This is a genomic window from uncultured Alsobacter sp., from assembly GCF_945952055.1.
Lineage (GTDB): Bacteria > Pseudomonadota > Alphaproteobacteria > Rhizobiales > Beijerinckiaceae > Alsobacter.
The window spans coordinates 1-21,065 of the sequence record NZ_CAMFHB010000060.1 but is presented as its reverse complement, the minus strand read 5'-3'; the positions used below and the strand labels follow the sequence as shown (position 1 = coordinate 21,065).

Annotated in this window: 19 protein-coding genes; 17 read left to right on the top strand and 2 right to left on the bottom strand. The window is 68.7% G+C overall.

From position 1 onward, the window contains the following. Positions 1-37 precede the first annotated feature (37 nt). From Q0Q47_RS27705 to Q0Q47_RS27680, 6 genes are all read left to right on the top strand, one after another. The gene (locus Q0Q47_RS27705) at positions 38-637 is read left to right on the top strand and encodes a tetratricopeptide repeat protein (RefSeq protein ID WP_293867820.1); all 600 of its coding nucleotides are present in this window, start codon (positions 38-40) and stop codon (positions 635-637) included. 136 nt (positions 638-773) lie between these two features. Continuing rightward, on the top strand, positions 774-2,372 hold the full coding sequence (locus Q0Q47_RS27700) for an ABC transporter substrate-binding protein (protein WP_293867818.1): 1,599 nt from the start codon (positions 774-776) through the stop codon (positions 2,370-2,372). A gap of 248 nt (positions 2,373-2,620) precedes the next feature. After that, entirely contained in the window at positions 2,621-3,634 is a 1,014-nt protein-coding gene (locus Q0Q47_RS27695; RefSeq protein WP_293867817.1) for an ABC transporter permease subunit, read from the top strand. Beyond that, positions 3,609-4,532: an ABC transporter permease subunit gene (locus Q0Q47_RS27690; protein WP_293867842.1), complete on the top strand. Its 924-nt coding sequence runs from the start codon at positions 3,609-3,611 to the stop codon at positions 4,530-4,532. The genes Q0Q47_RS27695 and Q0Q47_RS27690 overlap by 26 nt, the downstream gene beginning before the upstream one ends. 3 nt (positions 4,533-4,535) lie before the next feature. Next, positions 4,536-5,525, top strand: a complete 990-nt coding sequence (locus tag Q0Q47_RS27685; protein ID WP_293867815.1) for an ABC transporter ATP-binding protein — start codon at positions 4,536-4,538, stop codon at positions 5,523-5,525. Then, positions 5,522-6,481, top strand: coding sequence for a dipeptide ABC transporter ATP-binding protein (locus Q0Q47_RS27680; RefSeq protein WP_293867813.1), 960 nt, complete (start codon positions 5,522-5,524; stop codon positions 6,479-6,481). Before Q0Q47_RS27685 ends, Q0Q47_RS27680 begins: the two co-directional genes overlap by 4 nt. Before the next feature lie 153 nt (positions 6,482-6,634). On the opposite strand, the gene Q0Q47_RS27675 is transcribed toward Q0Q47_RS27680, so the two are convergent. Both Q0Q47_RS27675 and Q0Q47_RS27670 read right to left on the bottom strand, forming a co-directional pair. Beyond that, positions 6,635-8,716: a M3 family metallopeptidase gene (locus Q0Q47_RS27675; protein WP_293867811.1), complete on the bottom strand. Its 2,082-nt coding sequence runs from the start codon at positions 8,714-8,716 to the stop codon at positions 6,635-6,637. A 207-nt stretch (positions 8,717-8,923) separates the two neighbouring features. Next, positions 8,924-9,571, bottom strand: a complete 648-nt coding sequence (locus tag Q0Q47_RS27670) for a TlpA disulfide reductase family protein (RefSeq protein WP_293867809.1) — start codon at positions 9,569-9,571, stop codon at positions 8,924-8,926. Between the two features lie 44 nt (positions 9,572-9,615). On the opposite strand from Q0Q47_RS27670, the gene argH reads away from it, so the two are divergent. From argH to Q0Q47_RS27615, 11 genes are all read left to right on the top strand, one after another. After that, positions 9,616-11,010 carry an argininosuccinate lyase gene (gene argH / locus Q0Q47_RS27665; protein ID WP_293867807.1) on the top strand — a complete coding sequence of 465 codons (1,395 nt, stop codon included), beginning with the start codon at positions 9,616-9,618 and terminating at the stop codon, positions 11,008-11,010. Between the two features lie 73 nt (positions 11,011-11,083). Further along, complete coding sequence (locus tag Q0Q47_RS27660) at positions 11,084-11,380, top strand: lipoprotein (RefSeq protein ID WP_293867805.1); 297 nt, start codon at positions 11,084-11,086, stop codon at positions 11,378-11,380. 10 nt (positions 11,381-11,390) lie between these two features. Beyond that, positions 11,391-12,659 carry a diaminopimelate decarboxylase gene (lysA, locus tag Q0Q47_RS27655; RefSeq protein WP_293867804.1) on the top strand — a complete coding sequence of 423 codons (1,269 nt, stop codon included), beginning with the start codon at positions 11,391-11,393 and terminating at the stop codon, positions 12,657-12,659. Positions 12,660-12,780: 121 nt separating this feature from the next. Next, positions 12,781-15,582, top strand: coding sequence for a TIGR02302 family protein (locus tag Q0Q47_RS27650; protein WP_293867803.1), 2,802 nt, complete (start codon positions 12,781-12,783; stop codon positions 15,580-15,582). A 213-nt stretch (positions 15,583-15,795) separates the two neighbouring features. Next, the gene (locus Q0Q47_RS27645; protein WP_293867802.1) at positions 15,796-15,987 is read left to right on the top strand and encodes a twin transmembrane helix small protein; all 192 of its coding nucleotides are present in this window, start codon (positions 15,796-15,798) and stop codon (positions 15,985-15,987) included. 117 nt (positions 15,988-16,104) lie between these two features. Further along, positions 16,105-16,704 (top strand): acyloxyacyl hydrolase, encoded by a 600-nt coding sequence (locus tag Q0Q47_RS27640; RefSeq protein WP_293867800.1) that lies wholly within the window; start codon positions 16,105-16,107, stop codon positions 16,702-16,704. A 34-nt stretch (positions 16,705-16,738) separates the two neighbouring features. Then, positions 16,739-17,320, top strand: coding sequence for a cob(I)yrinic acid a,c-diamide adenosyltransferase (locus Q0Q47_RS27635; protein ID WP_293867798.1), 582 nt, complete (start codon positions 16,739-16,741; stop codon positions 17,318-17,320). Positions 17,321-17,339: 19 nt separating this feature from the next. Then, entirely contained in the window at positions 17,340-18,020 is a 681-nt protein-coding gene (locus tag Q0Q47_RS27630; RefSeq protein ID WP_293867796.1) for a rhomboid family intramembrane serine protease, read from the top strand. Between the two features lie 234 nt (positions 18,021-18,254). Continuing rightward, entirely contained in the window at positions 18,255-19,001 is a 747-nt protein-coding gene (locus Q0Q47_RS27625; protein WP_293867794.1) for an electron transfer flavoprotein subunit beta/FixA family protein, read from the top strand. After that, the gene (locus tag Q0Q47_RS27620) at positions 19,001-19,936 is read left to right on the top strand and encodes an FAD-binding protein (protein WP_293867792.1); all 936 of its coding nucleotides are present in this window, start codon (positions 19,001-19,003) and stop codon (positions 19,934-19,936) included. The genes Q0Q47_RS27625 and Q0Q47_RS27620 overlap by 1 nt, the downstream gene beginning before the upstream one ends. 85 nt (positions 19,937-20,021) lie before the next feature. Next, positions 20,022-20,903, top strand: a complete 882-nt coding sequence (locus Q0Q47_RS27615) for a 3-hydroxybutyryl-CoA dehydrogenase (protein ID WP_293867790.1) — start codon at positions 20,022-20,024, stop codon at positions 20,901-20,903. The last annotated feature ends 162 nt before the right edge of the window (positions 20,904-21,065 follow it).

Here is a 21,065-nt window from a genome sequence, read left to right as displayed (position 1 = left end):
ACAACATGGCCGTTCGAACCGTCCTACAATGGAACACATGACAACGCGGACCGACCTCGTTCTTCCTTCCGTCAAGCGCATCGTCCCCCCGGCGCGCTTCGACGACGTCTTTGCCCTGGTCATCGACCTGCCGCATCGCAGTCCGGGGCGCGGGTTGCCCCGCCGCCTCGACGCGCTGTTCCGCGAACTGGCGCAGGCGTCGCCGCAGAGATCGCCGGACGAGATCGAGGACCTGATCTGGGCGCACTGGATCGCGAACAAGGACCAGGGCGCGGCCTCGGCGATGGCGATCGCCGTCGATGCCATGGCGGCGGGCGCGCTCGACCTCGCCGAACCGATTCTCGACGAACTCGTCGAAACCCATCCCGACTGGGCCGAGGCGTGGAACAAGCGGGGCACGATGCACTTCGTCGAGAAGCGCGATGCCCAGGCCATCCACGACATCGAGCGGGCCCTGCTGATCGAGCCGCGTCATTTCGGCGCCGTGTCCGGCTTTGCCCAGATCTGCCTGCGCCATGGCCGGCTGGCCGAGGCCCGGGCGAGCTTCCAGGTGGCGCTGTCGATCAACCCGCATCTGGAAGGATTGCGCGAGGCCATCACCGAGATCGGCCTCGCCGACCGGGGCCTGCTGCACTGACGGCCCGGCGGGCCTTCGTTCTCCCGCACGCATCCGTGGATTGCGCCATCCAGCGAAAAGCGCTTACCTAGCGCCCACGCCGCCGCGAAGAGAGCGGCGAGACGTTGTGGACCCGTTCTGGATGAGGGGAAAGTTGATGAGCATCGGTCTGAAACGAGGCCTGGTGGGCGCCGCGCTCGCGACGCTGCTGATGGGCACGACGGCAGTGTCGGCCAAGACGCTGGTGTACTGCTCCGAGGGCAGCCCGGAGAACTTCACGCCGGCCCTGAACACCACGGGCACCAGCTTCGACGCGGCCCGCCCGATCTACAACCAGCTCGTCGAGTTCGAGCGGGGCTCCACCAAGGTCGGCCCCGGCCTGGCCGAGAGCTGGACGGTGAGCGAGGACGGCACGGTCATCACCTTCAAGCTCCGCAAGGGCGTGAAGTGGCATACGGTCACCGGCTTCAAGCCGACCCGTGAGTTCAACGCCGACGACGTCCTGTGGTCGTTCAACCGCCAGTGGAAGCCGGATCACCCCTTCGCCAAGGTGTCGGGCGGCAAGTACGACTACTTCGCCGACATGGACATGCCCAAGCTCCTCAAGAGCCTGGAAAAGAAGGACGACTACACCGTCGTCATGACGCTGAACCAGCCGAACGCGCCGATCCTGGCGAACCTGGCCATGGACTTCGCGTCGATCCAGTCTGCCGAGTACGCCGAGCAGCTCCTGAAGTCCGGCAAGCCCGAGACGTTCGACCAGGTTCCGGTCGGCACGGGCCCGTTCTCCTTCGTGGCCTACCAGAAGGACGCGGTGATCCGGTACAAGAAGAACCCCGACTTCTGGGGTGAGAAGGCCATGGTCGACGACCTGGTCTACGCGATCACGCCGGATCCGACGGCTCGCTATTCGAAGCTGAAGGCCAACGAGTGCCAGTTCGTTCCCTATCCGCGCCCGGCCGACCTGGCCGAGATGCAGAAGGACCCGAACATCCAGGTCATCAACCAGCCCGGCCTGAACATCGCCTACTGGGCCTTCAACAACACGAAGCCCCCGTTCGACAAGAAGGAGGTCCGCCAGGCCTTCAACATGGCGATCGACAAGGCCTCGATCATCAAGGACGTCTATCAGGGCACGGGCCAGGCGGCCAAGAACCTGATCCCGCCGACGCTGTGGTCCTACAACGACTCCGTGAAGGACTATCCGTACGACGCGGCCAAGGCGAAGGAGATGCTCGAGAAGGCCGGCGTCAAGCTGCCGCTCGAAATCGACCTCTGGTACATGCCGGTCCAGCGTCCGTACAACCCGAACGCCAAGCGCATCGCCGAGATGATGCAGGCGGACCTCGCCAAGGTCGGCGTGAACGCCAAGCTCGTGACCTACGAGTGGGGTGAGTACCGCAAGCGTGCCCAGCAGGGCGAGCCGATGACGGTTCAGCTCGGCTGGACGGGCGACAACGGCGACCCGGACAACTTCTTCTTCCTGCGCGGCTGCTCCGCGGCGGGTGCCGGCGGTCAGAACCTGACCAAGTGGTGCAACAAGGAGTTCGACGACCGCCTGAAGAAGGCGGCCTCGACGGCCGACGTGAAGGAGCGCACCAAGCTGTACGAGGAGATGCAGGTGATCATGAAGGAGGAAGCTCCCGACATGACCATCGCGCACTCGATCGTCTACGAGGTCATGCGCAAGGGCGTCACGGGCTACAAGCAGAGCCCGTTCGGCGGCCACAAGTTCAACGGCGTCGACGTCCAGTAAGGTCGTCCCACCGGAACTGACGTCCGGCCCGGGGATCCGTCCCCGGGCCGGATTGCCTCGGCACCGCATCCCGGCGCGGTGACCTGAGGCCTTCACAGGCGGCAGCCCCAAGGCCGGATCGCATCGCCATCGCGTTTCGCACCGTCGAGACCGGACAGTCGGGGCATCGCCCGACTGGACCCGCTCTTGCATGGTTTTCGCCGTCATCCATCCGAGGCCGGGACACCGCCTCCTGCCCGCAGGGCTCCATGTTCAAGTTTCTCCTCCGGCGCGCCGCGCTGACCCTTCCCACCTTCTTCGCGCTGATGTTCGTGACCTTCTTCGCGATCCGGCTCGTGCCGGGCGATCCGGTCGAGGTGCGCACGGGTGAGCGGGGCATCTCGCCAGAACGTCTCGCCCAGTTCCGCCACGAACTCGGTCTCGACAGGCCCATCTGGCAGCAGTTCCTGGACTATGTCTGGAACCTGCTGCACGGCGACTTCGGGACCTCGATCGTCACCAACGAGCGCGTGCTGACCGAGTTCTTCGCCCTGTTCCCCGCGACGCTCGAGCTGTCGTTCTTCGCCATGGTGTTCGCCATCGGCATCGGCATCCCGGCCGGCGTGATCGCGGCGCTGAAACGCGGCAGCATCTTCGACCAGACGCTGATGGGCCTGTCCCTGACCGGCTTCTCCATGCCGATCTTCTGGTGGGGCCTGCTGCTGATCATGCTGGTGTCGGAGCGCCTCGGCCTCACGCCGGTGTCCGGTCGCATCGACCTCATCAAGTATTACTTCGAGCCGGTCACCGGCTTCATGCTGATCGACGCGCTGCTGTCCGACCAGAAGGGCGCGTTCTGGTCGGCCCTGCACCACCTGGTGCTCCCGGCCATCGTGCTCGGCACCGTGCCGCTCGCCACGCTGGCGCGCATGACGCGCTCCTCGATGCTCGAGGTGCTGAGCGAGGACTATGTCCGCACCGCCCGCGCCAAGGGGCTGAGCCCGTTCCGGGTCATCGGCCTGCATGCCCTGCGCAACGCGCTGATCCCGGTGGTGACCATCGTCGGCCTGCAGGTCGGCTCGCTCATGGCGGGCGCGGTGCTGACCGAGACGATCTTCTCCTGGCCCGGCGTCGGCAAATGGCTGATCGAATCGATCGGCCGGCGCGACTACCCGGCCCTCCAGGGCGGCATCCTGCTGATCTCGTCCATCGTCATCCTCGTCAACCTCACGGTCGACGTCCTCTACGGCTCCATCAATCCGAGGATCCGCCATGGCCGCTGACGCCGCCGTCGCCGAGGTCCACGCGGTTCCGGCCCCGCCCGGCCCGCTGCGTGCCTTCTGGGCCTCCTTCTCCGAGAACAAGGGCGCGGTCTTCGGCCTCGTCCTGTTGAGCATCATCGTGCTCGTGGCGATCTTCGCCGAGTTCGTGGCGCCCTACTCGCCCATCGAGCAGTTCCGCGAGTTCTCCAAGCTGCCCCCCTTCTGGGTCGAAGGCGGCACGACCAAGTTCTGGCTCGGCACCGACGCTCTGGGCCGCGATACCCTGTCCCGGCTGATCTACGGGGCGCGCATCTCACTGTTCATCGGCCTCGCCGTGATGGTGGTGTCGATCGCGATCGGCGTGTCGCTCGGCCTAGTCGCGGCGTTCGCCGGCGGCGTGGTGGACGTGGTCATCATGCGCGTCATGGACCTGATCATCTCGGTCCCCGGCCTGGTGCTGGCCATCCTCATCGTCGCGGTGCTCGGTCCGAGCCTGGCCAACACCATCGTCGCGGTGACGATCGTCTTCCTGCCACGCTACGTCCGCCTGGTGCGGGCCTCGGCGATGGGGGAGATCAACAAGGAATACGTCACGGCCGCGCGGGTCGCGGGCGTGAAGGGCCTGCGGCTGATGCTGCGCACGGTGCTGCCGAACTGCCTCGCACCGCTGATCGTCCAGGCGGCGCTCGGCGTGTCGGAGGCGATCCTGGAGGCCGCGGCGCTGGGCTTCCTGGGCCTCGGCGCGCAGCCGCCGATCCCCGAGTGGGGCTCGATGCTGGCCGACAGCCGCGAGTTCATCCGCTCCAACCCGTGGATCGTCACCCTGCCGGGCCTCGCCATCCTCGTCACCGTCATTTCCATCAACCTTATGGGCGACGGCCTGCGCGACGCGCTCGACCCGAAGCTGAAACGGAGCTGACCGGTGGCTCTTCTCGAGATCCGCAATCTCTCCGTCACGTTCGCCACCCGCTCCGGCGCCTTCAAGGCGGTGGACGGGGTCGACCTCACCGTCGACCAGAACGAGGTGGTCTCCATCGTCGGCGAATCCGGTTCGGGCAAGTCCGTCGCGATGCTCGCGGTCATGGGCCTCCTGCCCTGGACCGCGACGGTCACCGCCGACCGCATGAGCTTCGACGGCCGTGACCTCCTGAAGATCACCGCGCGCGAGCGCCGGTCGATCGTCGGCCGCGACATCGCGATGATCTTCCAGGAGCCGATGACGTCGCTGAACCCGTGCTTCACGGTCGGGTTCCAGCTCGGCGAGACCTTGAAGACGCATCTGGGCCTCGACCGCGCGGCCCGGCGCAAGCGCGCGGTGGAACTGCTGGAGGAGGTCGGCATCACCGATCCGGCCCGGCGGCTCTCGGCCTTCCCGCACCAGCTGTCGGGCGGCATGAGCCAGCGCGTGATGATTGCCATGGCGATCGCCTGCCGGCCGAAGCTCCTGATCGCCGACGAGCCGACGACCGCGCTCGACGTGACGATCCAGGCGCAGATCCTCGACCTGCTGCTGCGCCTGCGCCAGGAGACCGGCATGGGGCTGGTGCTGATCACGCACGACATGGGCGTCGTCGCCGAGACCGCCCACCGCGTGGTCGTGCAGTATGCCGGCCAGCAGGTGGAGTTCCAGGAGACCCACGGCCTGTTCAACGATCCCCACCACCCCTATACGCACGCGCTCCTCGCGGCGCTGCCGGAGCGGGCGACGCAGCGCGTGCTGCCGTCGATCCCGGGCGTGGTGCCGGGCCAGTTCGACCGGCCCAAGGGATGCCTGTTCTCGCCTCGCTGCAGCTTCGCCGACGATCGCTGTCGCGCGATTCCGCCCAAGCCCGCCGCGCCCGAACTCGGGCGGGCGCTCTGCCATTATCCCCTCGTCGCCGGCCGGCCGACCAACCGGGAGCGCGCCGCATGACCGTCGTCCTCGAAGGGCGCAATCTCTCGCGCAACTACATGGCCAAGCGCGGCCTGTTCGCCCCGCCTGCGGAGGTGAAGGCGCTCGCGGGCGTGTCGTTCGACCTGGAGGCCGGCAAGACGCTGGCGGTGGTGGGCGAATCCGGCTCGGGCAAATCGACGCTCGCCCGCCTCGTGACCATGATCGAGGAGCCCACGACGGGCACGCTGAAGATCAACGGCATCGATCTCGTCGGCTCCACCGCCGAGCAACGGGCGCGCCTGCGCTCCGAGGTGCAGATCGTCTTCCAGAACCCCTACGGCTCCCTCAACCCGCGCCAGACCATCGGCGCCGCGCTTGAGGAGCCGCTGGCGGTCAACACCGGCATGTCCGGCGCCGAGCGCCGCAAGGCCGCGCGCGACATGATGGCGAAGGTGGGCCTGCGTCCCGAATACGTGGATCGCTACCCGCACATGTTCTCGGGCGGCCAACGCCAGCGCATCGCCATCGCGCGAGCCCTGATGCTGCGGCCCAAGATCCTGGTGCTCGACGAGCCCGTGTCGGCGCTCGACGTCTCGATCCGCGCCCAGGTGCTGAACCTGCTCGCCGAACTGCAGCAGGAATTCCAGCTCGCCTACCTGTTCATTTCCCACGACCTCTCGGTCGTGCGCCACATCGCCGACGACGTGATGGTCATCTATCTCGGCCACGCGGTGGAGGTGGGCAGCCGCGACGCGATCTTCGAGAACCCGCAGCACCCCTACACGCGAGCCCTGCTGTCGGCGACGCCGGTCGCCGATCCCGGCGCCAAGAAGGAGCGGATCGTCCTGCAGGGCGAACTGCCCTCGCCCTTCGACCCGCCCAAGGGTTGCCCCTTCAACCCGCGCTGCCCCTCGGTGCTGGCCGGGTGCCTGGTCGAGAACCCGCCGCTGGAGATGAAGCACGGCCGCAAGGTCGCCTGCTGGGCGGTGCTGTAGGCCGGGAGCCGTATCCGGCGCCGGGGCGTCGAGGCGCCATCCCTCGGCCGTCTTGGCCGGGCTCGGCCCGGCCACCCACGACTTCAGGACGGCCCCGGCAAAGGCTCCGGTGCCCGGACAGGACGGCGGAGAGGGAGCGGCCTCGGCCGCGGACTACCGCTCCTCGCCGCCGGCCTCCGCGGTCTCGCCCAGGAAGCCACGGCCGCGCAGCAGGGCTTCGACGTCCGGGTCGCGGCCGCGGAAGGCGCGGTAGGCTTCGGCGGGGTCCTGGCGGCCGCCGGCCGCGTAGACGTGCTCCTTCAACCGCTTCGCCAATTCCGGATCGAACACGTCGCCGCTCGCGCGGAACGCCTCGAATCCGTCGGCGTCCAGCACCTCCGACCACAGATACGAGTAGTAGCCGGCCGAATAGCCGTCGCCTGAGAAGACATGGGCGAAATGGGGCGTGCGATGGCGCATCACCATGCCCTGCGGCATGCCGAGGCGCTGCAGGACGTTCTTTTCGAAGGCGATGGGATCGATGCCCTCGGCGTCCTCGAGCGCGTGGAACTCCATGTCGACGATGGCGGAGGAGGTGTATTCCACCGTCGCGAAGCCCTGGTTGAAGTTGCGGGCACGCTGGATCTTGGCGAGCAGGGCGTCGGGCAGCGGCTCACCCGTCTCGGCGTGCAGGGCGAAGCGCTTCAGCACCTCCGGGCGCATCAGCCAGTGCTCGTAGACCTGCGAGGGGAACTCGACGAAGTCGCGTGCGACCGACGTTCCTGCCACGGACGGATACACGACGTCCGACAGCATCCCGTGCAGGCCGTGCCCGAACTCGTGGAAGACGGTGCGGGCGTCGTCGAAGGAGAGCAGGGCGGGCTTGCCCTCGGCGCCCTTGGCGAAGTTCAGCACGTTGACGACGATGGGCCGCACGTCGGCGCCGAGCTTGCGCTGGCCGCGGAAGCTGCTCATCCAGGCGCCGCTGCGCTTCGACGGCCTGGCGAAATAGTCGCCGATGAAGAGCGCGACGTGCCGTCCCTGCGCGTCGTTCACCTCCCAGGCGCGTGCGTCCGGGTGGTAGAGCCCGAGGTCGGGGCGCTCCGTGAAGGTGACGCCGAAGAGCTTCGTCGCGGTGTTGAAGGACGCGGCGATGACGTTGTCGAGCTGCAGGTACGGCTTGATCGCCGCCTCGTCGAAGTCGTAGCGCGCCTTGCGCACCTTGGCCGACCAGTAGCGCCAGTCGGCGGCGCCGATGCCGGCGTTGTCACCCTCGCTCCTGGCCATCTCCTCGAGTTCGGCGCGCTCCTCGAGCGCGCGGGCGCGCGCCATCGGCCACACGCGGCCGAGGAGGTCGTTCACCGCGGCCGGCGTCTTGGCCATGGTGGGGTCGAGCTTGTAATCGGCGAAGGTCTTGAAGCCGAGAAGACGGGCCCGCTCGACGCGCAGCTGCAGCGTCTCGGCGACGATGGCCCGGTTGTCGGTCTCGCCGCCGTTCTCGCCGCGCCGGGTCCAGGCGTTGAAGGCGATCTCGCGCAGGCCCGGGTTGGTCGAGAAGGTGAGGAACGGTTCCACCACCGAGCGCGCCAGCGTGATCACGGCCTTGCCCGGCTTACCGCGCTCCTCGCCGATGCGCTGCGCGGCCGCGACGAGCCAGTCCGGCAGCCCGGCGCGGTCCTCTGCGGTCTCCAGGACGAGCTCGAAGGAGGATTCGTCGGCGAGCACGTTCTGGCTGAACGTCGTGCCCAGCGTGGCGAGCCGCTGCACGATGGCGCCGAGCCGCTCCTTGTCGGCATCGCCGAGCTTGGCGCCGGCGCGGACGAAGCGGCGGTGGGTGAGCTCGAGGACGCGCGCCTGCTCGGAGTTCAGACCCAGTGCGTCCTTCTTCACGAACAGCGTGTCGATGCGCCTGAACAGGCCCGGATTCATGCCGATGTCGCTGTAGTGCCGGGCGGCGACGGGCGAGATCTCACGCTCGATGGCCTGCAACTCGGGATTCGTGTGCGATCCCGCGAGGTTCCAGAACACGCCGCCGACGCGCGACAGCGTCTCGCCGGAAAGCTCGAGCGCATCGATCGTGTTGGCGAAGGTCGGCTCGGCCGGGTCGTTGGCGATCGCGTCGATCTCCGCCCGGTGCTGCGCGAACGCCGCCTCGAAGGCCGCCCGGAAATGCTCGGGCCGGATCCGCTCGAAGGGGGGCAGGCCGAAGGGCGTGCTCCAGGCGTCGAGCAGCGGGTTTCCGGTGGTGTCGGTCATGGTCGTCTCCGCGGTGTGCTGCTCACACTAAGGGAAGGGCTCGTCCGAGGATATGGAGAGGGAACGGCCCTGTGGTGCGTCCTTCGACACGCGGCCTTGGGCCGCTGCTCGGAATGAGGACCATTGGAGTGCCTGGAATTGCACACACGTCATCGCCCTGAGCAGCCCGCGCAGCGGGCGTGTCGAAGGACGCAGGACCGTCGTGCGCTACTTCCCCAGCGCCGCGCCCAGCAGCTTGAACGCATCCTCGCTCGCCCACTCGGCGGGGCCGGCGATGGTGGCCAGTTCGCAGCCCTTCGGATCGATGACGAGGGTCGTGGGCATGCCGAAGGCCTTGCCGACGGTCTTCAGCTCCTGGAAGACCTTGGCCGCGGGATCGGCATAGTAGGCGAGGGTCTTGATGCCCGTCTCCGTCAGCCAGGCCTTCGGCTTGTCCAGGTTGCGGGTGTCGATGTTGATCGCCACGACCTGGAAATCGGGGCCGCCGAGCTTGCTCTGGACCGTGTCCAGCGCCGGCATCTCCTTGCGGCACGGCACGCACCAGGTGGCCCAGAGATTGAGGAGCACCGTCTTGCCGCGCAGGTCCGCCAGCGTCATCGCCTGGCCGTCCGGGCCGATGAAGCTCAGGTTCGGCAAGGGCTTGGGCGTCTTGGCGACCTGCACGGCCGCCACTTCGCCACGGGCCAGCGGCGCCATGGCCTGGCTCCTCGCCTGGGCGGGCGCGCAGTCGACGGCCTCGGCGGCGTTGCCGGAAGCCATGCTCGTCCCGTATAGGACCGCGAGGCCGAGCACGGCGGCCAGGTGACGGCCCTTGCGGGCGCGGGCGGAGCGGGGGTGTCTCGTGAGCTTGGTCATGGATGCCGGGCCGGGACGCAGGATTTCAGGATCGGTCGAGGGTCATGAGCAACAAGATGTGGGGCGGCCGGTATTCGACCGGCATGGACGCCGTGATGGAAGAGATCAATGCGTCCATCGATTTCGACAAGACCCTCTGGCGCCAGGACATCGCGGGATCGCGCGCCCACGTGGCCATGCTGGCGCAGCAAGACATCGTGACGCAGGCCGACGCCGCCGCGATCGACAAGGGTCTAGCAGCCGTCCATGCCGAAATCGAGGCAGGGAGCTTCACGTTCTCGCGGTCCCTCGAGGACATCCATATGAACGTGGAGTCGCGGCTGGCCGAGATCATCGGCGCGCCGGCCGGACGCCTGCACACGGCGCGCTCGCGCAACGACCAGGTCGCCACTGACATGCGGCTGTGGGTCCGCGACACCGTCGACGATCTCGACGCCCAGCTTCGCGACCTGCAGCTGGCGCTGCTCGACAAGGCGGAAGCCTTCGCCGGCGCCGTCATGCCGGGCTTCACCCACCTGCAGTCCGCCCAGCCCACCACCTTCGGCCATCACCTCATGGCCTATGTGGAGATGCTCGGGCGCGACCGCGGCCGACTGCAGGACGCGCGCAAGCGCATGAACGAGTGTCCGCTGGGCGCGGCCGCGCTGTGCGGCACGTCGTTCCCGATCGACCGCGCGATGACGGCGAAGGCCCTGGGCTTCGACCGGCCGACCGCCAATTCGCTCGACAGCGTCTCGGACCGTGACTTCGCCCTGGAGTCCCTGTCGGCCGCCTCGATCTGCGCCATGCACCTGTCGCGCTTCGCCGAGGAAATCGTGCTGTGGGCGACGCCCCAGTTCAACTTCGTCCGGCTGTCTGACCGGTTCTCGACCGGCTCCTCGATCATGCCGCAGAAGCGCAATCCCGATGCGGCCGAACTCGTGCGCGGCAAGACCGGGCGCGTGATCGGGGCGCTCAACGCGCTGCTGATCGTCATGAAGGGTCTGCCGCTGAGCTACGCCAAGGACATGCAGGAGGACAAGGAGGGCACCTTCGACGCTCTGCGCACCCTGTCGCTCTGCATCGCGGCCATGGCCGGCATGGTGCGCGACATGGAGCCCAACGTGAAGGTCATGAAGAAGGCGGCGGGCGCGGGCTACGCCACCGCCACCGACCTCGCCGACTGGCTGGTGCGCACGTTGAAGACGCCGTTCCGCGAGGCGCATCACGTCACGGCGCGGCTCGTGGGTGTCGCCTCCGACAAGGGCGTGGGCCTCGAGAAGCTGACCCTGGCGGACCTGCAGGCGGTCGAGCCGCGCATCACGCAGGACGTCTTCGCGGTGCTGGGCGTCGACAAGTCGGTGCGCAGCCGCGTGAGCTACGGCGGCACGGCCCCGCAGCAGGTGCGTGTCCAGGTGCGGCGCTGGAAATCGCGATTGGGCAAGGAACAGAAGGTCTGAGCGCGGCCCGCCGCGCTTCACTCGCCATCAACGCGGCGTCCGCTATAGTGACGCGCGTCACGGAGTCGTTGCCTTGCCCAAGTCGAACCCGTCAGTGTCGAGCCCGTCAGTGCCGAGCCTGTCCATCGTCCGCGTCCTGGCGGTGTCCGCCCTGGTCGTCCTGTCGCTGTCGGCCTGCGGCCGCAAGGGGCCGCTCGAGCCGCCCCCGGGCGCCGTCGACGCCAAGGCGGACAAGCTGTCGGAGCAGAACGAGTCCGCCAATCCGACCGTGAAGACGCTCGTGCCCAGCATCTCTCCCGTGGGCAGCGGACGAAAGGGCAAGCCGATCACGGCGCCCAAGGACAGCTTCGTCCTCGATCCCATCCTCTGAAGGCCGGGCCATGCACCATTTCGACTATCGCGACGGTGTGTTGCACGCCGAGGGCGTCGACCTTCGCCGGATCGCGGACGCCGTCGGGACCCCGTTCTACTGCTATTCGACGGCCACCATCGAACGCCATTTCAAGGTGTTCTCGCAATCGTTCGGCGGCATGGACAGCCTCGTCTGCTACGCGCTGAAGGCCAACTCGAACCAGGCCGTCCTCAAGACCCTCGCGCGTCTCGGCGCCGGCATGGACGTCGTATCGGAAGGCGAGCTGCGCCGGGCCCGGGCGGCCGGCGTGCCCGGCTCCCGCATCACCTTTTCCGGGGTCGCCAAGACGGCGGCGGAGATGGCCTACGCCCTCGACGAGGACATCCTCTGCTTCAACGTCGAGTCGGCGCCCGAACTGGAGGTGCTGTCGGCGGTGGCCACGGCCCGCGGCAAGACAGCCCGAATCGCGATCCGCGTGAACCCGGACGTCGACGCCAAGACCCACCACAAGATCTCGACGGGCAAGAGCGAGAACAAGTTCGGCATCCCGATCTCGCAGGCGCGCGGCGTGTATGCCCGGGCGGCCACGCTCCCCGGCATCAAGGTGACCGGCGTCGACATGCACATCGGCAGCCAGATCACCGACCTGCAGCCGTTCGACGACGCCTTCGCGCTGCTGTCCGAGTTCGTGCGGGCGCTGCGCGCGGACGGCCATGCCATCGACCACGTGGATCTCGGCGGCGGGCTCGGCATTCCCTACCGCGAGGGCGTTGAGCCGCCTCCCCACCCCGAGCGCTACGCCGAGATCGTCAAGCGCAACACCCACAATCTGGGCTGCACGCTGGTGTTCGAGCCCGGCCGCCTCATCGTGGGCAATGCCGGCATCCTCGTGACGAAGGTCGTCTACGTGAAGGACGGCGAGGGCAAGACCTTCGTCATCGTCGACGCGGGCATGAACGACCTGATCCGCCCGACGCTCTACGAGGCGCACCACGACATCAAGCCGGTGGCGGAGCCGGCGCCGGGCACGGCCCGGATCGTCGCCGACGTGGTCGGCCCGGTGTGCGAGACGGGGGACTACCTGGCGCTCGACCGGGCGATGGCACGGCCGCGGGCGGGGGATCTCCTGGCCGTGATGACGGCCGGCGCCTATGGGGCGGCCCAGGCGGGAACCTACAATTCGCGGCTGCTGGTGCCCGAGGTCATGGTCAACGGCGACGAGTTCGCGGTGGTGCGGCCGCGCCAGACCTATGACGAACTGATCGGACTCGACCGGATTCCGGGCTGGCTCGGCTAATCCGACGCGGGTCTGCGGCCTCCCACCACACAAGATTGCGATCACGCTCCCGGGAGCCGGGGGTGGTCAGACGTCGTCGTCGTGTTACCTTCATGCCCATGGGGCGCGAAAGGATGCCGCGATGAGCGACGACGCGTCGGCCGAGCTGCCGGCCACCAGCAACGACCGCGCCGTGCGCGCCGCCGACAAGGTGGCACTGCTGGGCCGCCGGGCTGCAATGGGTGTGTACTGGGAGCGGCTCTGGCCGCGCCTCGCCATCGGCCTCGTCGTGATCGCCCTGTTCCTGGCCGCCTCGTGGATGGGCGCCTGGATGAATGCGCCGGTCTGGGTCCGCATCGCCGGCGTTCTGGTGACCGGCGCCGCCCTGGGTGCCGTCGCGGTCGCGGCGATCCTGACGCCACGGCCGTCCTGGCGCGAAGCCCTGACGCGGCTCGACCGCGATTCCGATCTCCCCCACCGCCCGGCCACGGCGATCACCGACGAACTCGCCAGCACGTCCGGCGACCCCGCCACGCGCGCCCTGTGGGAAGCGCATCGGGCGCGTGTCCTGGAGCAGGCGGCGCGGCTCAAGGTCGCACCGCCCCGGCCGCGCCTCGCCGACCTCGACCCCAAGGCGCTGCGCTTCGCGGCGGGCCTGGCGCTCGTGGCTGCCTTCTTCGTCGCCGGCGCGGAGCGTCAGGTTCGCCTCGCCGCGGCCTTCGACTGGGCCGGCCCGCGGGCCGAGCCGGTCGCCTTCCGCATCGATGGATGGATCGATCCGCCCGCCTACACCCAGGTCCCGCCCGTCCTCCTGGAGCTGAGGAGCGGGCCGAACGGTCCTGCCTCGGCCAACGTGAAGGTGCCGGTGAAGTCGGTCCTGGTGGTGCGCGCCTCGGAATCCGAGGGCATCTCGGTGACCACCTCCGGCGCCGTCAGCGCCGTGCCCGTCGATCCGGCGGCGGTCTCGCCCGAGGCCAAGGCCAGCGAGGCCAAGTCTACGGAATCCAAGTCTGCGGGATCCAAGTCTGCGGACGGCAAGGCGGCCGCCGGCCAGCAGGCCCAGCCCAAGGGCTTCGAGCAGCGCTGGGACATCAAGGGCGACGGGGCAGTCACCATTCGCCGCGGGGTCGAGACGCTCGGCCAGATCACCGTGGCCACCGTGCCCGACACCGCGCCGACCATCCAGCCGACGGGCGAGCCCCAGGCGGATGCCGGCGGCGCGATGACGCTGACCTACGAGATGAAGGACGACTACGGCGTGGCCTCGGCCGAGGCGCGCGTGGGCAAGGCGATGCGCAACGGCAAGGCCGTCGAGGGCCGCAAGCCTCCGCTGGTCCCGGCGCCCACCATTCCCCTGATGCTGCCGGGCGGCGACAACCGGGAAGGCGAGGCCCGCACCACCACCGACCTCTCCGCCCATCCGTGGGCCGGAGCGCGGGTCGAGGTGACGCTCGCGGCGAAGGACGAGGTGGGCCAGGAAGGCCTCAGCGTCCCGTTCCTGGTGACCCTGCCGCAGCGTCCGTTCTCCAAGCCGCTCGCCAAGGCGCTGGTGGAGCAGCGCCGCGACCTCATCCTCGATCCCGCCAACCGCCAGCGCCTCATGACCGCGCTGCAGGCCCTGATGATCTCGCCGGCCCAGTTCACGCCCGAGGCCAGCGTCTATCTGGGCCTGCGCACCGCCACCACGCGGCTGCGGACGGCGAGGACCGACCAGGACCTGATCGATCTCGCCGACTACCTGTGGACCATGGCGCTCCAGATCGAAGAGGGCGACCTGTCCGACGCGGAGAAGCAGCTGCGCGCCGCCCAGGAGAATCTCAAGCAGGCGCTCGAGCGCGGCGCGACCGACCAGGAACTGCAGAAGCTGATGCAGGACCTGCGTCAGGCGATGGACAAGTACCTGCGCGAGTTCGCCGAGCGCATGCAGCGCGAGATGCGGGACAATCCGCAGATGCAGAGCCAGATGGACCGCAACATGCGGACCATCACGCCGCGCGACCTGCAATCCATGATGGACCAGATGGAGCGCATGGCGCGCAACGGCCAGATGGCCGAGGCCCAGCGGATGCTCGACCAGTTGCGCCGCATGATGGAGAACCTGCGCACGGCGCGGCCCGGGCAGCAGCAGCGCAACCAGGCCCAGCGCGACATGGACCAGGCGCTGGACGATCTCGACCAGATGGCGCGGGACCAGCAGCAGCTGCGCGACAAGACGTTCAAGGAAGGGCAGCGCAAGCGCGACCAGATGCGCCAGGGCAACCGGGACCCGAACATGGGCCAGCAGGGCCAGCGCGGGCAGCGGGGCCAGCAGGGTCAGCAAGGGCAGCGCGGTCAACGCGGCCAGCAGGGCCAGCAGGGACAACAGGGCCAGCAGGGCGAGGACGGCGACGGCGACATGGGGCAGGGCGAGGGTGACGAGCAGGAGGACATGCAGGGCCTCGGCCAGCGCCAGCAGTCTCTCCGCCAGCAGCTCGAGCAGCTCAAGAAGAAGATGCAGCAGTACGGCATGAACGGGGAGCAAGGCCTCGAGGATGCCGAGGAGGCGATGAAGCAGGCCGAAGGCGCGCTCGGCAAGGGCGACGACGGTTCGGCCGTGGACGCCCAGGGCCGGGCCCTCGAAGGCCTGCGCCGCGGCGCCCAGGGGCTCGCCCAGCAGATGCAGCAGGGCGACGGGACGGAGCAGGCGGATGGCGACCCGAACGGCCAGCCCGGCCAGCGCGGCAACCGCCGGGCCCAGTCCAACGAGCCCAACGACGATCCGCTCGGCCGGCCGACGCCGACGACCGACCCGGGCGACCGGTCCAAGTACCGTCGCGGCGGCAAGAACGGCACGCTCGAGCAGCGCGCCCAGGAAGTGATGGAAGAGCTGCGCCGGCGCATGGGCGATCCCACGCGGCCGCAGGAGGAACTCGACTATCTGCAGCGGCTGATGCCGGCGAACTGACGGCATGACGGTCCGCGTCGCGGCAGATCGCCGCCGCGACCGTCATCGCCTTTGCCCCGGGCGGGCCGACATGGTTTAGAAGCGATCCGCGGAAGCGTGCCGGGGTCCGGTCGGATCGCGGCCCGCCTTCATTGCCGGCCCGGCCATGCCGCGTGCCGGCGGGCGGCTTGCCCCGGACGGGGGCCGGTCGGCCGTTTCGACCCGGAGACCAGCGTGTCCTTTTCGTTCGATACCCTCGTTCCCGTCGCCATGGCGGCGGTCGTCGTCGTTCTCCTGCTCGGCTTCGCCAACATGTTGCGCGGGGGCAGTGCCAACACCTCGCAGCGCCTGATGCGCTGGCGCGTGGGGCTGCAGTTCCTGGCGATCGTGCTCGTGCTGGCGGCCATCTGGTTTCGTGGCGGCTAGGCAACACACGCTGAGATAGTGCCCGATTTCCTGCAGCGCGGTCTTGTGCCATCCTCGCAAATCCCTGCTTCTATCGGGAAATAGGGTTCGCGCGGTGCGTCGCGCCCCGGAGATTGCATGATGCGTGTCTCGACCGGACTTGGTGCTTTCGGCGTTTTCGCGGTTGTCATGTCGTCGAGCCTGCCATCCCTGGCGGCCGACCTCGGAGCCTCGCCCGTACCGCGCGCACCCGTGTTCACCACGGACGGCGCGTCGCGCTTCGAGATCCGGGGCGGCGTCTTCGCCCATGACCCCTGGAGCCCCGAGCAGGGCAGCGCCGACCTGAACCTCGAGGCGCTCAGCCCCCGGCTGTTCACCACGGGCTCGTCCTGGGACGTGCTGATCCCGCGCGCGCATGTCGGCGGCACGATCAACTTCAACGGCAAGACCAGCCACGGCTATGCCGGGCTCACCTGGACCTACGACGTCACGCAGCAGATCTTCGTCGAGGCGTCGTTCGGCGGGGCGGTGCACAACGGCAAGACGGACCGGATCGTCCCCGTGAACCACAATGCGCTCGGCTGCTCGCCGCTGTTCCGGGAATCTGCGTCGATCGGCTACAGGTTCAATCAGGCCTGGAGCGTCATGGCCAGCGTCGAGCACTTGTCCAACGCCGGGCTTTGCTCCAACAATCGCGGCCTCACGAACGCGGGCGTGCGCCTCGGCTACAGCTTCTGATCCCGGAAGCTCCGGCCTCCCGCGGGAGGCACGAATGGTCGTCCTGAATCGAATCTACACCCGCACCGGCGATGCCGGCACCACCGCGCTCGGCACCGGGGAGCGCCGCCCGAAATACGATCTGCGCGTGGAAGCCTACGGCACGGTCGACGAGACCAACGCGACGATCGGTCTCGCGCGCCTCCATACGGAGCGGGCTCATCCGCTGGTCGATGCCATGCTGGCGCGCATCCAGAACGACCTGTTCGATCTCGGCGCCGACCTGTGCACGCCCGAAACCGGCGAGCCGCCCAAGTGGGAGCCCCTGCGCGTCCTCGACAGCCAGGTTGAGCGAATCGAGCAGGAGATCGACACCCTCAACGCCGACCTCCAGCCGCTGCGGTCCTTCGTCCTGCCGGGCGGAAGCCCCGCCGCGGCCGCCTTGCACCTGTCCCGCACGGTGTGCCGCCGGGCCGAACGGCTGATGGTGGAACTCGCCGCGCAGCCGGGCGAATCGGTGGGCGGGCCGGCCCTGCGCTACGTGAACCGCCTCTCGGACTTCCTCTTCGTCGCCTCGCGCCACGTCAACGATCGCGGCCAGGCGGACGTGCTGTGGGTTCCGGGCAAGAACCGCTGACGCGGGAGAGACCCGGCCGATGTTCATTCCGCTGCGCGATCAGGTTCCGCTCGTCAACACACGGGCGCCCTATGTCACGCGCGCGCTGCTCCTCGTCACGACGCTCGCGTTCGTCGTGTGCTGGGCCATCCCCGGCCTGACCGACCGCGCGGCGCTGGAGGCGGGGCTGATCCCGGCGGTGCTGTTCAAGCACGCGGTCCTGCCGCCGGGCTACGACGTGCTGCCCGCGTGGCTGACGCCGCTGACCAGCATCTTCCTGCACGGCGGCTTCATCCATCTCATCGGCAACATGCTGTTCCTGCAGGTCTTCGGCGACAACGTCGAGGATGCCTTCGGGCACCTGCGCTACGCCCTGTTCTACGTCACCTGCGGCGTCTGCGGCGCCATGGCCCACGCGGTGATGGGGCCTGAATCCCAGCAGCCCCTGATCGGAGCCTCCGGCGCGGTGGCGGGGATCATCGGCGCCTATCTCGTGCTGCATCCGAGGGCACAGATCTGGGGGCTCGTCCTCAACGTGCTGCCGCTGCGCATCCCCGCGGCCCTGGCGCTGGGAGCGTGGATCGCCTTCCAGCTCTACCACGCCTTCGCGCGGGACGAGGCGGCGACGGGCTGGTGGGCCCATGTCGGCGGCTTCGCCGCCGGCGTGCTCCTGGTGCTGCCGCTGCGGCTGAAGGCGGCACCGGCGGCCGATCCGTCCTGAAGGGCGGGGCTCTCGTCATTTCGGCGCGTTGACAAGGCTTCCGGGCCACGATTACGGTCCGCGCGGTTACGGATCGCGGTCCTTTCGGCCGGCTGTCGCGTTGTCGACAGAGGCCGTCGCCTCCCCGTTCGACGGGGAGAGCGGACCGCTTAAGGCCGATGCAGCAAAGGCGAAGCCCGCGCAACGCCCCGGCAATTCAACCGACGGCCGCCGGGCCGTCGTGGAGGTGACACGATGAAGATCCTCGTCCCCGTGAAGCGGGTGGTCGACTACAACGTGAAAATCCGCGTGAAGGCGGACGGGTCGGGTGTCGACCTCGCCAACGTGAAGATGTCGATGAACCCCTTCGACGAGATCGCGGTGGAAGAGGCCCTTCGCCTGAAGGAAGCCGGCAAGGCGACCGAGATCGTGGTCGTCTCCATCGGCCCGGCCCAGGCGTCCGAGACGCTGCGCACCGGCCTCGCCATGGGCGCCGACCGCGGCATCCTGGTGAAGGTCGACGCCACGGTCGAGCCGCTGGCGGTCGCCAAGATCCTCAAGGGCGTGGTCGAGGCGGAGCAGCCCGGCCTCGTGATCCTCGGCAAGCAGGCGATCGACGACGACTGCAACCAGACCGGCCAGATGCTGGCCGCGCTGCTGGGCTGGCCGCAGGGCACCTTCGCCTCGAAGGTCGAGGTGGGCGATGCGCTCACCGTGATCCGCGAGATCGACGGCGGGCTGCAGACGGTGGAACTGAAGCTGCCGGCCATCGTCACGACGGACCTGCGCCTCAACGAGCCGCGCTACGCCTCGCTGCCCAACATCATGAAGGCCAAGAAGAAGCCGATCGACGAGAAGACGCCGGCCGACTACGGCGTCGACACCGCGCCGCGCCTGAAGGTGCTGGCCACCAAGGAACCGCCGGGCCGCAAGGCCGGCGTGAAGGTGGGCTCGGTCGCCGAACTCGTCGGCAAGCTGAAGAACGAAGCGGGAGTGATCTGATGGCCGCGCTGCTCATTGCCGAACACGACAACGCCTCGCTGAAGGACGTCACCGCCAAGGCGCTGACGGCCGCGCGTGCGCTGGGCGGCCCGGTCCACATCCTCGTGGCCGGTTCCGGCGCCCAGGCCGCGGCGGACGCGGCGGCCAAGCTCGAGGGCGTCGAGAAGGTGCTGCTGGCCGACGCGCCGGCCTACGCGCACGGCCTCGCCGAGCCGCTCGCCGCGCTCATCGTGGGCCTGGCGGGCTCGTATGACGCGGTCCTCGCGGCCTCGACCTCGATGGGCAAGAACGTTCTGCCGCGCGTCGCCGCGCTGCTCGACGTGATGCAGATCTCCGACATCACCGCGGTGGTCTCGGCCGACACGTTCGAGCGTCCGATCTACGCCGGCAACGCCATCCAGACGGTGCAGGCGACCGACGCCAAGAAGGTGATCACGGTGCGCACGGCCTCCTTCCAGGCCACCGGCGCCGGCGGTTCGGCCGCTGTCGAGGCGGTTTCGGCCGCGGCGGACCCCGCCCTGTCGTCCTTCAAGGGCGAGGCGATCGCCAAGTCCGACCGTCCGGAGCTGACGTCGGCCAAGATCATCATCTCGGGCGGCCGCGCCATGCAGAACGCCGAGAACTTCAAGACCTACATCGAGCCCGTGGCCGACAAGCTCGGCGCGGCGATGGGCGCCTCGCGCGCCGCGGTCGACGCAGGCTACGCCCCCAACGACTGGCAGGTCGGACAGACCGGCAAGGTCGTCGCGCCGGACCTGTACATCGCCGTCGGCATCTCCGGCGCGATCCAGCATCTCGCCGGCATGAAGGACTCGAAGGTCATCGTCGCCATCAACAAGGACGAGGAGGCGCCGATCTTCCAGGTGGCCGACTACGGCCTGGTGGGCGACCTCTTCACGCTGCTGCCGGAACTCGACAAGGAACTGGCGAAGTAGCTTCGCAGCGCGACAAAAGCCCTCGCACCGAAAGGCGGCGGGGGCTATCACTGTGGCGAACAGACAAGGACGCCAGGCGGACACCATGGGTATCGAGATTCGCAAAGTCGGCATCATCGGAGCCGGACAGATGGGCAGCGGCATTGCCCAGGTCTGCGCCCAGGCCGGATACGAGGTCTCGCTGAACGACATCAACGAGGACCGCATCCATGCGGGCCTCGCGACCATCAACGGCAACATCGCCAAGCTCGTGCAGAAGGGCACGGTGACGGAGACCGAGCGGCAGGCCGCCCTGCAGCGCATCTCGGCCGCACCGGGCTACGAGGACCTCCACGGCTGCGATCTCGTCATCGAGGCGGCCACCGAGAACGAGGAGGTGAAGCGCAAGATCTTCACCACCGTGTGCCCGGTGCTGCGGCCCGACGCGATGCTGGCCTCCAACACCTCGTCGATCTCGATCACGCGGCTCGCCTCCGTGACGGATCGCCCGGAGCGCTTCATCGGCATCCATTTCATGAACCCGGTCCCGCGCATGCAGCTCGTCGAGCTGATCCGCGGCATTGCGACCGAGGACCCGACCTTCGACGCCGCGAAGCACTTCATCAGCGCGCTCGGCAAGACGGTGACCGTGGCGGAGGACTTCCCCGCCTTCATCGTCAACCGCATCCTGCTGCCGATGATCAACGAGGCGATCTACACGCTCTACGAGGGCGTGGGATCGGTCGACGCGATCGACACGGCCATGAAGCTGGGCGCCAACCATCCGATGGGCCCGCTGCAGCTCGCCGACTTCATCGGCCTCGACACCTGCCTCTCGGTCATGCAGGTGCTGCACGAGGGCCTCGCCGACAGCAAGTACCGCCCGTGCCCGCTGCTCGTGAAGTATGTCGAGGCCGGCTGGCTCGGCCGCAAGACGCAGCGCGGCTTCTACGACTACCGCGGCGAGAAGCCGGTCCCGACGCGCTGAGAGTCCTGCAGCGCGCGGAGAGGTCCTGCGTCCTTCGACACGCCGCCTTCATCCGCCGTCCTGCCCGGGCTTGGCCCGGGCATCCACGACTTTGCCGGGGCCATCCTGAAGTCGTGGGTGGCCGGGCCAAGTGTACAGACCGGAGACATGGTGAACACTCGT